Origin of the sequence: Massilia sp. ZL223, assembly GCF_018119395.1 — a bacterium.
GTDB lineage: Bacteria > Pseudomonadota > Gammaproteobacteria > Burkholderiales > Burkholderiaceae_D > Telluria.
Genome location: NZ_JAGPWD010000010.1, coordinates 117,805 through 129,444 on the forward strand (window position 1 = coordinate 117,805; position 11,640 = coordinate 129,444).

General features: G+C 63.2%; 20 protein-coding genes. 19 read left to right on the forward strand and 1 reads right to left on the reverse strand.

Annotated elements, in window-relative coordinates; all coding sequences use genetic code 11:
* The 19 genes from KBW95_RS09315 to KBW95_RS09405 all read left to right on the forward strand — a co-directional run bounded on the left by KBW95_RS09315 (position 1) and on the right by KBW95_RS09405 (position 11,027).
* On the forward strand, positions 1-276 hold the full coding sequence (locus tag KBW95_RS09315; RefSeq protein ID WP_211528082.1) for a hypothetical protein: 276 nt from the start codon (positions 1-3) through the stop codon (positions 274-276).
* Positions 277-319: 43 nt separating this feature from the next.
* Positions 320-640, forward strand: coding sequence for a hypothetical protein (locus KBW95_RS09320; protein ID WP_211528083.1), 321 nt, complete (start codon positions 320-322; stop codon positions 638-640).
* Complete coding sequence (locus KBW95_RS09325) at positions 633-1,205, forward strand: hypothetical protein (protein WP_229429644.1); 573 nt, start codon at positions 633-635, stop codon at positions 1,203-1,205. Before KBW95_RS09320 ends, KBW95_RS09325 begins: the two co-directional genes overlap by 8 nt.
* A gap of 172 nt (positions 1,206-1,377) precedes the next feature.
* Positions 1,378-1,674, forward strand: a complete 297-nt coding sequence (locus KBW95_RS09330) for a hypothetical protein (RefSeq protein ID WP_211528084.1) — start codon at positions 1,378-1,380, stop codon at positions 1,672-1,674.
* On the forward strand, positions 1,671-1,865 hold the full coding sequence (locus tag KBW95_RS09335; protein ID WP_211528085.1) for a hypothetical protein: 195 nt from the start codon (positions 1,671-1,673) through the stop codon (positions 1,863-1,865). Before KBW95_RS09330 ends, KBW95_RS09335 begins: the two co-directional genes overlap by 4 nt.
* A 254-nt stretch (positions 1,866-2,119) precedes the next feature.
* Positions 2,120-2,341, forward strand: a complete 222-nt coding sequence (locus KBW95_RS09340) for a hypothetical protein (RefSeq protein WP_211528086.1) — start codon at positions 2,120-2,122, stop codon at positions 2,339-2,341.
* A 104-nt stretch (positions 2,342-2,445) separates the two neighbouring features.
* On the forward strand, positions 2,446-3,432 hold the full coding sequence (locus KBW95_RS09345; protein WP_211528087.1) for a recombinase RecT: 987 nt from the start codon (positions 2,446-2,448) through the stop codon (positions 3,430-3,432).
* The gene (locus tag KBW95_RS09350) at positions 3,429-4,097 is read left to right on the forward strand and encodes a lambda exonuclease family protein (RefSeq protein WP_211528088.1); all 669 of its coding nucleotides are present in this window, start codon (positions 3,429-3,431) and stop codon (positions 4,095-4,097) included. Before KBW95_RS09345 ends, KBW95_RS09350 begins: the two co-directional genes overlap by 4 nt.
* A complete protein-coding gene (locus KBW95_RS09355; protein ID WP_211528089.1) occupies positions 4,094-4,270 on the forward strand; it encodes a hypothetical protein in 177 nt (58 codons plus the stop codon). Before KBW95_RS09350 ends, KBW95_RS09355 begins: the two co-directional genes overlap by 4 nt.
* Complete coding sequence (locus KBW95_RS09360) at positions 4,267-4,728, forward strand: DUF1367 family protein (protein ID WP_211528090.1); 462 nt, start codon at positions 4,267-4,269, stop codon at positions 4,726-4,728. Before KBW95_RS09355 ends, KBW95_RS09360 begins: the two co-directional genes overlap by 4 nt.
* An 11-nt stretch (positions 4,729-4,739) precedes the next feature.
* Entirely contained in the window at positions 4,740-5,048 is a 309-nt protein-coding gene (locus KBW95_RS09365) for a hypothetical protein (RefSeq protein WP_211528091.1), read from the forward strand.
* Positions 5,045-6,697: a hypothetical protein gene (locus tag KBW95_RS09370; protein WP_211528092.1), complete on the forward strand. Its 1,653-nt coding sequence runs from the start codon at positions 5,045-5,047 to the stop codon at positions 6,695-6,697. The genes KBW95_RS09365 and KBW95_RS09370 overlap by 4 nt, the downstream gene beginning before the upstream one ends.
* On the forward strand, positions 6,690-7,073 hold the full coding sequence (locus KBW95_RS09375; RefSeq protein ID WP_211528093.1) for a hypothetical protein: 384 nt from the start codon (positions 6,690-6,692) through the stop codon (positions 7,071-7,073). The genes KBW95_RS09370 and KBW95_RS09375 overlap by 8 nt, the downstream gene beginning before the upstream one ends.
* An 8-nt stretch (positions 7,074-7,081) precedes the next feature.
* On the forward strand, positions 7,082-8,425 hold the full coding sequence (locus tag KBW95_RS09380; protein ID WP_211528094.1) for a Lar family restriction alleviation protein: 1,344 nt from the start codon (positions 7,082-7,084) through the stop codon (positions 8,423-8,425).
* Positions 8,422-8,766 carry a hypothetical protein gene (locus tag KBW95_RS09385; protein ID WP_211528095.1) on the forward strand — a complete coding sequence of 115 codons (345 nt, stop codon included), beginning with the start codon at positions 8,422-8,424 and terminating at the stop codon, positions 8,764-8,766. Before KBW95_RS09380 ends, KBW95_RS09385 begins: the two co-directional genes overlap by 4 nt.
* Positions 8,763-8,945, forward strand: a complete 183-nt coding sequence (locus KBW95_RS09390; protein ID WP_211528096.1) for a hypothetical protein — start codon at positions 8,763-8,765, stop codon at positions 8,943-8,945. Before KBW95_RS09385 ends, KBW95_RS09390 begins: the two co-directional genes overlap by 4 nt.
* Positions 8,935-9,741 (forward strand): hypothetical protein, encoded by an 807-nt coding sequence (locus tag KBW95_RS09395; RefSeq protein ID WP_211528097.1) that lies wholly within the window; start codon positions 8,935-8,937, stop codon positions 9,739-9,741. The genes KBW95_RS09390 and KBW95_RS09395 overlap by 11 nt, the downstream gene beginning before the upstream one ends.
* A gap of 1 nt (position 9,742) precedes the next feature.
* Entirely contained in the window at positions 9,743-9,925 is a 183-nt protein-coding gene (locus KBW95_RS09400; RefSeq protein ID WP_211528098.1) for an excisionase, read from the forward strand.
* Between the two features lies 1 nt (position 9,926).
* A complete protein-coding gene (locus tag KBW95_RS09405) occupies positions 9,927-11,027 on the forward strand; it encodes a tyrosine-type recombinase/integrase (protein WP_211528099.1) in 1,101 nt (366 codons plus the stop codon).
* Between the two features lie 126 nt (positions 11,028-11,153).
* On the opposite strand, the gene KBW95_RS09410 is transcribed toward KBW95_RS09405, so the two are convergent.
* Entirely contained in the window at positions 11,154-11,372 is a 219-nt protein-coding gene (locus KBW95_RS09410; RefSeq protein WP_211524047.1) for a hypothetical protein, read from the reverse strand.
* Positions 11,373-11,640: the final 268 nt, after the last annotated feature.

The window sequence follows — 11,640 nt, forward strand, 5'->3', positions numbered from 1 at the left end:
ATGAAGAAAAGCATTTTGGTATGCGTAGCGATCCTGGCCGGTTGCGCAAGCAATAGCGGCGTGGTGGCCATGGGCCAGGACACTTATTTCGTGTCGCGCCAGTCGGGGAACGCGCTGGCCGGCATGGCGAACCTGAAGGCCGAGGCCATCGGTGAGGCTAGCCAGTTCTGCGGCAGCAAAGGCAAAGCCCTCCAGGTAACCTCGCAGAAGGACGCGGAACCACCGTTCATCCTCGGGAATTATCCGAAGACTGAAATTCAGTTCAAATGCACTTGATATTCCATTCGTATGCGGAGCATAAGATAGGCAGAGATAAAACATGAGTGAAGAAGATCAACTTCTCGGTGGGAAGCCGATGGTTACGTTTTCTGATGCAGTTGAGTTTTTCAAGAAACGTGCGACTAATCCTTGTCCAACATGTAGCAGCAAGAGTTGGGCAGTGACAACCACATTCGGTGCCGAGCCAAAAATGGGCTGGGGCTTCGCCGCAGTTAATCTTCGTACGGGCATATCGATTTCACGTGGAATACCTGTTATATACGCTCAGTGTAAGAAGTGTGCCTACCTTAGAGTCCATGACTTGACCGCGATTTCTACTTGGGTTGAGCAGGGCAAGCCGGAGTACAAGGAAGATGAGTAAGTCTGAGTACACGCGAGATCGGGGAGCGCGTGATTTCCTGTCGGGCCTGGCAAACATCGGCGCGACCTACAGTGAGCCAAACCAAGAAAAGCCTTTTGCTGCTGTTGACAATCCGGACCCGCGCCCCAATCATAAAGGCATGACCGATATTACCCGCCCGGAACTAGACGCCCGCCTCAAGGAGAACGAGGCGAAGATCGCCGCAGGCAAGGCAGAGGTCGATGCGCGCCTGGCAAGTTTCGACGCCAGCATTAAATCGGGTTTTGCTGACCTTCGCGCCGAGTTTGCTGAACTTCGCACGGAGATGGCAAAGCAATCCGGTGACATGCGCTCGGAGATGGCCAGCACTAGAGCCGAGACGCACAAGGGGACTACCGACGTGATCAAGTGGGTAGTCGGTTTTGGCCTGGCCATTATCGGCACAGTATTCACCCTGAACAAGACGTCGGATAAGCCGCCTGCACAGGCCGCCGCCCAGCCTGCGCCGATCGTTATCACCGTTCCTGCCACCGCACCGACCACAGCCGCTCCGCTCGCCGCCCCGGCCACAGCACCAAATAAGTAACTCCCTGCTTCTCCTATGACAGCCCGCCCCGAGCGGGCTTTTTTTTCGTCGCTACTATCCCTCTGTAGCGAAATTTGCTCGATTTCTTTATCAAGTGCTTGACCGCGCCTTTATCACTTGATAAAGTAGCTCCAACGAAACGCGCTCCGCAGCGCACCGACTGGAGAACACGATGCCCACCAACGCCAACCACGAACAGCCGAAGCCGACTGGCCGTCTTCTGACCTCGTACATGCACCACGGCCTGAAGCTCGACCTGTACGGCGAGCTGGACGAAGACGGCTACGAGGTGAACGACATCACCCTGGCCGGCAGCAAGGTCAGCCTGTTCGAGCTGGTGTCGGCTGACTTTCTCGAAAGCCTGTCGCTGACGCTGGACCTTACCCAGCCGAGCGCCGCGCAGCTGCGCCGCCAGTCGTGCGCCGAGCAGCGCGCTGAGATCGCCGCATGGGACCGGGAGGCAGCATGACCTGCGCCCACTGCGCCGACACCGGCAGCCTGTCCAAGACCATCTACGGCTTCCTCGATTGCGCCCACTGCGACGTGGCCGAGGAGCGCGCGCGGGTCGAGGCATGGGCGCGTCGCGCGACGCCAGAGGTCCAGGCGCACAGCGTATGGCTGATCTACCAGCAAGGCAAGGCATCAGCGAAGCCCGCGTAAGCGGCCACCAGACAGCGCGGCCTGTGAAATTCCTATCAACCGGTATTTCAAGGGAACGGGTCGCGCTGTGTGGTGGTCGGCAGGCCCGGCGCCTGCAACGCTGACTGAAGTAGGGGCCTACCGGCCGCCACAAGTGTAGGACGCCAGCCTGGGGCGCACAGGCCCGCAACGAGCGCGGATAGAGCTCGCCGCCCGGTGAAAGGCCGGGGAGGACAACCAAGCCGGCCGCGCCGGTGCCAACGACAGGAGAAGAAATGCGCCTCACCGACATCAACCGCATCGCGCGCAGCCTCGTGCGCAAGCTGACGAAGCCCCTCCGCCTGGCTGCCGTCGCCCACCAAATGGCCGTGTCCCAGCAGAACGTCGCTCACCTGACCTGCGCACGCGAGGAGGCGGCCCAGCTGCTGGCCGCCGAGCACCGCCGCCAGGTCGCGCTGATGTCGCGCCGCCAGCAGATCGAGCGGGGTTTCGCATGATCCAGCACATCCGTACCCAATACCGCCTGTCGCTGCGCGCCGGCTTCGGCCCGCGCAAGGCATTGACGCGCGCAGTGCGCACCTACTTGAAAGGCTTCTAATCCATGAGCAACGCCCTCGCCATCGTCACCGGCGCCATTCAGGAAGCGCGCGACGACTTCTCGCGTGTCCTGGTCGACCGCAGCCTCAGCTTCGAGCGTGAATCCGGCTTCGCCATCCAGCAACTGCAAAAGAACGACTACACGCTGGGCGTGGCGATGAAGAACAAGCAGTCGGTGATCAACGCCGTCACCAACGTGGCCGCCATCGGCATCAGCCTGAACCCGGCGCGCAAGCAGGCCTACCTGGTGCCACGTGACGGCCAGATCTGCCTGGACATCAGCTACATCGGCCTGCTGGACCTGGCCGTGGCGTCTGGCTCGATCCTTTGGGGGCAGGCCGAGATCGTCCGCGAGAACGACGGTTTCAGCCTGAACGGCTTCGACAAGCCGCCGACTCACAACTTCAACCCATTCGGCAAGGACCGTGGCCCGATCATCGGCGCCTACGTGGTGGTCAAGACCCACAGCGGCGACTACCTGACCACGACCATGTCCATCGACGAGATCTACGCGATCCGCGACCGGTCCGAAGGCTGGAAGGCGTTCTACGCGAAGAAGATCAAGAGCACGCCCTGGGCGAGCGACGAAGGCGAGATGATCAAGAAGACGGTCATCAAGCGCGCCTACAAGCTGTGGCCGAAGACCGAGCGCCTGGACGATGCGATGGACCACCTGAACCGCACCAACGCCGAGGGCCTGTCCGACCGCCCGGACGACTGGATCGATGTCGCGCCGCTGATCGCCGAGGCGCTGCGCACGCGCACCGACGTCGAGGCGCTGGCCTACTGGAAGGCGCACAACGCGCAGCTGGCGAACCAGCCGGCGGACCACAAGAAGCTGAAGGACGCCATCGCCACGCACCGCGCGAAGCTGCGCGCCGAGGCCCAAGAGGCCAGCACCATCGACGTGGAGGCCACGCCCGTCACCGAGCAGCCGGCCATGACCGCCGAGGAAGCCGACTTCCAGTGCACTCAAGGAGCACCAGCATGAAATTCATCGAATGCCCACAGGGCACTCCCGAATGGTTCGCCGCCCGCTGCGGCAAGATCACCGCCAGCTGCTTCGCCGACGCCATCAGCCGCTGCCAGAAGAAGTCTGGCGCGCGCAATGTCGGTGACCCGACGGCGGTAGCCGAGCGCTACGCCGCCGACCTGGCGATCGAGCGCATCAGCGGTCAGATGCACGGAGAGCCGCCGAAAGCCTGGGTACTCGAGCGCGGCCACGAGATGGAAGCCGCGGCGCGTCGCTACTACGAGGGGCGCACCGGCGCCTTCGTCACGGAGGCTGGCATCTGCGTGACCGAAGACGGCATCTTCGGCTACAGCACCGACGGCCTGGTCGACGACGACGGGCTCATCGAGATCAAGGCGCCCATCGACAGCGCCAAGATCTTGGCCATGTGGCAGACCGGCGACACGTCCGAGTACGACCACCAGATGCAAGGCGGCCTGTGGATCACCGGCCGCAAGTATTGCGACTTCATCATGTACGTGCCGGACCTGGCCGCTGTCGAGAAGGACCTGTACATCAAGCGCGTGTTCCGCGACGACGCCTTCATCGACACGATGGTCGAGCGCCTGGTGGAATTCGACAAGCTGGTCGAGGCCAACGTGGCAATCCTGCGCGCCGCGGCGCCGATGCTGGAGGCCGCATGAACGCCCGCGCCGACCACGCCCGCCTGGTAGACCTGGCCGACGCCCAGCCGGGCCCGACCGACGTGCAGATCATCGACGCCCTGGTCGAGGCCTTCGACCTGACCGCCCAGGCCGCCATTGAGCGCCTGAAGCGCGTCGACCTGGCCGCCGTGCGCCGCGAGGTTATGCCATGAAGGAGATCGTCCTGACGAAGGTTGCCGGCGGCGTGCTGGCCCCGATCGACCCCCAGGCGGCCGAGTACATCGCCAAGCTGAAGACCGGCGCCGCGGTACGCGCCACGGTGAAGCAGCAGCGCAACCCGCGCTTCCACCGCAAGTTCTTCGCGCTGCTGAACCTGGCCTTCGACGCCTGGGAGCCGGCCGAAAACACCTACAAGGGCCAGGCCGTCGGCAAGAACTTCGACCAGTTCCGGAACGACATCGTGTGCTTGGCCGGCTTCTACGAGATGGCGACGAACCTGCGCGGCGAAGTGCGCGTGACGGCCAAGAGCATCAGCTTCGCCAGCATGGACCAAGCCGAGTTCGACGACCTCTACAACGCCGTGGTCAACGTAGTCCTGAAGCATGTGCTGACCACCTACAGCCGCGAGAAGCTGGACGAGGTGATGGACCAGCTCACCGGCTTCTTCTAGGCGAGGGCGACATGATCCGCGCATTCGCCAACGGCATCTGGTTCTACGCGGTTCCCGCCACGCTGCGCGAGGGCGCGCGGTGGGATGAGAGCAGCGAGCGGGACGAAACCGAGGAGTGCGCCGGGTGCGCGTTCCAGAAGTCGGGCAGCAGTGCCTGCCGCGCGGCCGAGAAGGCGGCGGCCGGCGCGGGGATGCCGGATTGCGAGAGCCGCCCCGACCTGAACCGCCCCGGCTTCATCTACCTGCGCGACCCGAGCAACGGCCGGCAGATGGACCTCCTGGAAGACACGAACAACCAACAAACGGAAGAGACAGCATGAACCAAGACCTGAACCGCCGCAAGGACGATCGCCACCCCTCCCAGCCCCTGCAGTGGGACGACAGGCCCGACCTGCTGGCTATGCGCGCCGGCGTCAACGAGATCCAGCGCGAGGTAGAGCGCGCGGAGGGAGCTGGGCTGACGATGCTTGCGCTGCCGATTGAGACGGCGAAGGCTGCGTGCTTCTACGTGGCGCACCTGGGCGAGCGAGTTGGCGAGAGCGTGGGCGCTGCTGCTGTAGCTGCTCCAGCCGAGCAGGCGAGCCGCCCGATTGACGAGATGGGCCTGCCCGAGCTGGCGGAAATCTTCGCCACGGCCTACGAGCAGGGCCGGCCGGTCACGCTGCTTTCGGGAACGTGCCGCGTGCTGTACGAGGCGATGACCAAGCCATCAGCCGAGCAGGCGAGCAAGCAGGTGCCGACGATTGATACGCCGAAATTTCGTCAACTACTGGCCGAGTTGCTGGACGCCGCCGAGGCGGGCGAAAAAGCAAACGACCCGATGCTCTACAAGCCTGCGCGCGACCGCTTCATCGCCCACATCGACGCCCAGCTCGCGGGCCAGCCTGCCGCACCAGTAGCAGCCACCGAGCAGGCGATACCCGAAGGCTGGAAGCTGGTCCCGGTCGAGCCTACGCCTGAAATGATCGCGGCCATGCAGTTCAGCGGCGACATCGACATCGCTATCGGTCACGCGCAGTTCTACATGGACGCCGAGAAGGATTACGCGGCCATGCTCGCCGCCGCGCCTGCCGCCCCTCTCGCCACCCCAGCAGATGCAGGGGCAGGACTCACGCCGCTCGACTATCGCGCGCAGGGCCGTGAGGAAGCGCTGCAAATCATCCTTGGGCAAGACCCGGAAGACCCGTTTTCTGATTGCGTCGGCAGCAGCGCGAACGCGGACGCGGGCGACTACAGCTCGCACTGGAAGGAGGACGAACTGCGTAAGCTGCTGCACATCGGCGACCGCAAGCACGATGCCTACGACCGCGCCGAGGCCATGTACTGGCAGGCGCGCGGCGAACTGGACGAGGCGAAGCGCATGATGAGCATGGCCGAGCGCGCGCCCTACCTGATGCGCCTGGAAAAGTTCCTGTGCAGCGCGGGAACGCAAGAGGCTTGGGACTTGCTGGCCGACCTGAAGCGCGAAGCCAACTCTCGCCTGTCCACTCCTGCCGCACCAGTAACGGCCTATCTCGCCGCCGAGCTTGAGCCTGCCACGCTGGTCTATAAGGCATCGGACATCGGCCAATCCGGCGCACCAGTAACGGCAGAGCCAGAGGCGTGGATTCTGCAAGCGCGTTCGCCCGAGGGCGACCCATGGCAGAACGTGACGCCAGAGCAGTACAGCGCCGCCAACGCAGCAGGATACGAAACGCGCATGGTCCCGGCCTCTCCCCAGCTTGCCGCAGCTCATGCAGCGAAGCCCGCTGATGAGAAGTGCGCGGCGCGCTGGCGGTTCATGATGCGCATCGCCGACAACGAGGAAGGGCCGGAATTCCAGGCAATGCAGGAAGTCGCGGGCGACGGCGACGATTTCAAAGAAGGCATCCCGAAGTCGGTGCAGCTTGAAGAAATGGCCGACGCCGCAATGAAGATCGTCGCCGCTGCTCATGCGGCACATGACCAGAAAGGCGGCGGCAATGGCTGACGACCTCTACTACTTGCAGGACAGCCGCAGCTATGTCGGCAACGACATGCTGTTTTGGGCGGTCGATGGCAATGGCTATACGACCGACTTGCGCAAAGCCGAGGTGTACACGAAGGCCGACGCGGTGGCCCAGCACGAGCGCCGCGAGACGGACATTCCCTGGCCGAAGGCGTACATCGACGCCAAGACGCGCCCTGCTGTGGACATGCAGTACGTGAAACGCGACGAAGCACTTGCCGGGACCGGAATCACGCTACGCAAGCCGCCGCGCAAGCGGCCCGACACGATCAATTGCAGCGGGTGCGGTCGATTCATCGGCGGCACTGAGCGATACCTGAACAACTGCCCGCATTGCGATGCGGACAACCGACCATGAGGCGAGCAATGACCCATCCCACCACTACCGCCACCGGCAGCGATGCCGTAGACCTGGACAACCTTCTGCCATGCCCGTTTTGCGGCAGCGCCAACATCAGCGCGGGCGAAGTCTTGGCTATGGACGCCGCTGGCGAAACCGTCAAGCAATCTGTTTGCATGGACTGCGGCGCATGCGGTCCCGGCGCGGCGCTGGACGAAGGCGAGATCGACTATGGCGACGTGAAATCGAGCGCCGCCTGGAACCGGCGCGCCCTGATCGCTCAGGCCCGCGCCGCTGCGCCGACCGTTACCGCCGCGAAGGTCGAAACCGAGATGGCCGAACGCCTGCGCCGCATCGTTGCGTGTCATGGTGACAAAGCCGTGGGCGTGCACACGAACCTGTTGACGCAAGCCGCCGACGAGTGCGACCGCTTCTACAACGGCATGATGGCATGGAAGCGCACCGCCCAGGCCAAGGACCGCGAATTTGCAGAGGCCCGCGCCGCCGCTCCAGCACCGACCGCACAAGCGATTCCCGAAGGCTATAAGCTGGTGCCGCTGACCGCCACCCCGGCCATGCTGGAAGCCGCGCGCAACGCGCCTATGCCGATGGTCATGCTGGACTCGATCAGCGCGCGCATGGATCTGGAAGCGCAAACCCGCTATGCCGCCATGCTGCGCGCCGCTCCAGTCATCGGTGCATCTGCTGCGCCGACCGATGAGAACATGACCGCCGAGCAGGCCCGCGCCGCACTACTGGCAATGCCTCTTGAGCAAGTCGTAGGCATGGTACAGGGCTGCGCATCTACTGCGACAGGAGAGCCGTGGGTGCCGTACCTGTCCGACCGCGCGGATGGGGTAGCGGGCCATTACGCCATCGCGCGCTGGAACCCCGCTGGCTACCGCGAAGTGTGGAACTTATTCCATCACGAATGGAGCGCATTCAGCGATGCCGTACTGACGCACGACAGAGCCTGCGAACTGCTGCGCGATGTCGTCATACCTACCGCCGCTCCAGCACCACAGCAAGCCCCGCTGACCGATGACGCAATCGAGCGCGCAGCATTGAAGCACGTTGCGACCGACTGGCACAGGATCTCCCACCTGATCCCGAACTACCGAAGCACCGAACAATTCGCCCGCCTCAAGGCTTTCGCGCTGGAATTGTCGGCAAGTGCTGTAACCGCGACGACTGAACAGGATGCGGCGCGGTATCGCTGGCTGTGCGAACACGGCCACGAGCGTATGCCGGAAGCGATGCTCGAAGCGATGGACGGCGCGTACGTGAAAGGCCAGGTATTGCCTAAATCCACCATCGACGACTTCATCGACCGCGCCGCTATGGCGGCCACCAAGGAGAAGAAGCAATGAAAATGGCAAAAGCATCCGAAAAGGACATCGACGCCGCTGGCAACCTGATGTCGCTTCTTCTCCAAATCGACCGTGGCGACTACCCATGCCTTGACGAAGACGCGGACGTGCCGGACTGGTTTGACGAAGACAACTTCGAGCATCTGCGCGCCTTCTACGATGCGGTCAAATCCACCTTGGACAAAGCGCCAGGCTATCCGGGCCGCGTGATTGGCGGCATGTGCTACGTCATCATGTACGACAAGAACAAGATTGTTGACCCTGATTCCGACACGCTCGATCTGCACCCCAATATCGTCAAGGCGCTGGCGGCGGCATCCACCCAGGAGGGAGCGAAGTGATCGACCCAAACGCCGAAATTGAAATCCCATTCGTTGACGAGAACGGCCCTGTAAGCGTGACCCTTTGGAAATGCGTCTACAACTGGTTCCTTGACGAGTACGATTCAGACGCCGCGCATCGTATGACCGATGCCGTTTTCGACAAGATCAAGAAAGGAGCGTCGACCAATGGCCGCTGAACTGAACATCGAAGCCGAGCGCCGCGAGTTCGAGGCGTGGGCAGGAACTCTCGACGTGCCGAACGGCGCTTTCGACCGCTGGCCCGATGGCCGTTACGTGCAAGAGGTGATCGAAGATTACTGGAGCGGTTGGCAAGCGGCCCGCCGCGCCTCATCTAGCGCAAGCAAGGAACTGCCGCCGAGTGCATGGCCCGCGCCTTCAATCGTTGACGGCCCGCGCGACTACTACAGCACCGACAAAGTGCGCGAAATCCTCGCAGCAGATCGTATTGCAAGGCAGGGCGAGCCGGTGGCGTGGCGCTTGAGCGAGCGCGAAGTCAGATCGCTTGCGTTGGAGCACTCGATCGCATGCAAGATCGGCGTGCATTACGAATTCGACGCTCTGGGACTCGATGCTTTCGCGATCCACATCATGAACCGTTGCCGCGCTGCCATCCAGGCAGCAGCACCGGCTGATGCGCCGACCGAGCCGACCAAGGAAATGATCGCGGCAGGAGCACGATACTTGCAAATCATGTCCTGCCCTGAGCTGGAGGCGAAGCAAATCTACCTTGCCATGCGAGCCGCCGCGCCAAATGCAAGCCGGGCACCTGCGGAGGATGCGCGAGAACAGCAGCCGGTCCCGCCCGACAACTTGCCGCGCTGGATTGACGACCTCAAGGGCAAAGATCCGACCATCGACGGCTTGATCGAATACATCATCAGTTTCCGGGCAGCACCCGAGAAGGCGGCGGGCGAACAGGAAGCGCGGGCGGTAGTGCCGGAGGGCGTGAAGGAAGAAGGAAAGGAGGGTTAATATGCAGAAACAAACTATTCAATCCAGGTATGTAACCCTGCAGGAGTGGGCGAGCCTGATGTTCTCGAAGATCCCGCACCAGAACACCCTGTTGCGCTGGGTCCGCGATGGGCACATCTACCCGCAGCCGGAAAAGGTGGGCAAGGCATGGCAAGTGAAGCGCGACGCGCGGTATGTGGAGTGATATGGGGCGACAGAGGTTAGCCAAGAATAGGGCCCTCCCGGCCAACCTGTACGTGAACCCGGCCGGGTACTACTACTACCGGGATCCCGAACGCAAGACGCAGAAGGGGTTGGGGAAAGATCGAGCGGAAGCGATCCGCGCCGCCAGGCAGGCGAACGCCGCCCTGGCCGCCCGGGAGCCATCGTCGCTGGTGGATTGGGTGCTCGGCAAGGCGGACTACACCTTGGCCGAATGGCTGCCGATCTACCAGGAGCTGTGGGAAGCCAAGGTCGAGCCGGCCAAAAACACGCTCCAGGGCGCCAAGAGCCTGCTCAAAAGGGTTGCTGCGGCCGACATCGCGAAAATGCGAATGCGACACATCGAAACGGCGCATATTGCAAACTTCCTCGATGCCTTCGCCAAGGCCAGCGGCGCCGGCATGGCGCGGAACATGCGATCGAAACTCACCGACGTTTTCCGCTGGGCCGAAACGCAAGGGGTCATCGATGTGGGGAGGAGCCCGGTGGCGGCCACCTTCAACCCTGAGTACAAGGTGAAGCGCGAGCGCCTGAGCCTGGAGCAGTTCTGGCTGATCCACGCCGAGGCCTCGACGTGGGCCAAGAACGCCATGATGCTCGCCCTGGTCACTGGCCAGCGCCGCGATGACGTGGCCAACATGAAGTTCGCTGACTTTAAGGATGGCTATCTGCACGTAGCGCAGGGCAAGTCGGGCGGCGAGACGAAACTGCAGATCGACGGCGCGATCAAGCTGTCGAAGGTTGGGCTCTCGGTCGCGGAGGCTGTCGCCGGCTGCCGTGACCTGATCGTGAGCCGCTACCTGGTGCACCACACCGAGCGCGTGTCGACCGCCAAGCCGGGCGAGAAGGTGCGGCCGACTAGCCTTTCGGACGCGTTCGCGAAAGCGCGCGATCGGGCCGGGATCGCGGCGACCGAGGGCAGGACGCCGCCTTCATTCCACGAGATCCGAAGCCTGGCCGAGCGCCTGTACAAGGAGGAGTTCGGCGCCGATTTCGCCCAGGCGATCCTCGGTCACAAGAGCGCGCAGATGACTGCGAAATATGACGACCTCCGCGGTGGATGGAAGACCGTCAAGGCGAAGTGATTTAGTAAAATATTCTACGAATTTCTGTAAAAACCGCAGATCGCCTTTATTTACGGGCGCGCTTTCACGTGCCGATATTTACAACTGAAACAGTTCAGCAGGGCGGGCGCGCAACACCCTGCCGTTTCAGCGGCTGGCGAGCAGGGGCTGGGCCTTCTCGGCGGCTGTCAGGCGCTTGGCGGTGACGGTCACCACGGCGACCTTGCCGGAGGTGGCGACAGCCGCCGGATCGGCGCCGTAGGCGCGGGCCTGTGCTTCAGGGATGGCGGCGCCCAGGTAGCTGGCCGGAACGGCCATGGCGGCGGTGACGATGAAGACGGCTTCCATGTGTTTGAGGATGTTCATGGCCTTGCTCCTTGTTGCGTGCGGGTTGTCGATGTGTGCACTGTAGGCCAGGCCCCGCCCCATCTCCAGCGGGATGCGACGAGACGCGCAAAACGCGGGATGACCGGCACAAAAAACCGCGCGAACGTGCGCGCGATTGGCCGCAGCCCAGCCGTTTTCCACGGCCCCCCGCTAGCGCGTGGCGGGGCGGCCGCCGTGGCCGCGATCACGCCGGGATCCGCATGACAGGCCTCATTCTCACGATGTTCGACCAGCTCGCCGCCAGCCG

Bases quoted from the DNA above. Each gene is read 5' to 3' on its own strand.
- KBW95_RS09380 (WP_211528094.1), top strand. From the start codon at position 7,082: ATGACCCATCCCACCACTACCGCCACCGGCAGCGATGCCGTAGACCTG.
- KBW95_RS09375 (WP_211528093.1), top strand. From the start codon at position 6,690: ATGGCTGACGACCTCTACTACTTGCAGGACAGCCGCAGCTATGTCGGC.
- KBW95_RS09320 (WP_211528083.1), top strand. From the start codon at position 320: ATGAGTGAAGAAGATCAACTTCTCGGTGGGAAGCCGATGGTTACGTTT.
- KBW95_RS09325 (WP_229429644.1), top strand. From the start codon at position 633: ATGAGTAAGTCTGAGTACACGCGAGATCGGGGAGCGCGTGATTTCCTG.
- KBW95_RS09345 (WP_211528087.1), top strand. From the start codon at position 2,446: ATGAGCAACGCCCTCGCCATCGTCACCGGCGCCATTCAGGAAGCGCGC.
- KBW95_RS09410 (WP_211524047.1), bottom strand. From the start codon at position 11,372: ATGAACATCCTCAAACACATGGAAGCCGTCTTCATCGTCACCGCCGCC.
- KBW95_RS09400 (WP_211528098.1), top strand. From the start codon at position 9,743: ATGCAGAAACAAACTATTCAATCCAGGTATGTAACCCTGCAGGAGTGG.
- KBW95_RS09340 (WP_211528086.1), top strand. From the start codon at position 2,120: ATGCGCCTCACCGACATCAACCGCATCGCGCGCAGCCTCGTGCGCAAG.
- KBW95_RS09395 (WP_211528097.1), top strand. From the start codon at position 8,935: ATGGCCGCTGAACTGAACATCGAAGCCGAGCGCCGCGAGTTCGAGGCG.
- KBW95_RS09335 (WP_211528085.1), top strand. From the start codon at position 1,671: ATGACCTGCGCCCACTGCGCCGACACCGGCAGCCTGTCCAAGACCATC.
- KBW95_RS09405 (WP_211528099.1), top strand. From the start codon at position 9,927: ATGGGGCGACAGAGGTTAGCCAAGAATAGGGCCCTCCCGGCCAACCTG.
- KBW95_RS09315 (WP_211528082.1), top strand. From the start codon at position 1: ATGAAGAAAAGCATTTTGGTATGCGTAGCGATCCTGGCCGGTTGCGCA.
- KBW95_RS09365 (WP_211528091.1), top strand. From the start codon at position 4,740: ATGATCCGCGCATTCGCCAACGGCATCTGGTTCTACGCGGTTCCCGCC.
- KBW95_RS09385 (WP_211528095.1), top strand. From the start codon at position 8,422: ATGAAAATGGCAAAAGCATCCGAAAAGGACATCGACGCCGCTGGCAAC.
- KBW95_RS09350 (WP_211528088.1), top strand. From the start codon at position 3,429: ATGAAATTCATCGAATGCCCACAGGGCACTCCCGAATGGTTCGCCGCC.
- KBW95_RS09360 (WP_211528090.1), top strand. From the start codon at position 4,267: ATGAAGGAGATCGTCCTGACGAAGGTTGCCGGCGGCGTGCTGGCCCCG.
- KBW95_RS09370 (WP_211528092.1), top strand. From the start codon at position 5,045: ATGAACCAAGACCTGAACCGCCGCAAGGACGATCGCCACCCCTCCCAG.
- KBW95_RS09355 (WP_211528089.1), top strand. From the start codon at position 4,094: ATGAACGCCCGCGCCGACCACGCCCGCCTGGTAGACCTGGCCGACGCC.
- KBW95_RS09330 (WP_211528084.1), top strand. From the start codon at position 1,378: ATGCCCACCAACGCCAACCACGAACAGCCGAAGCCGACTGGCCGTCTT.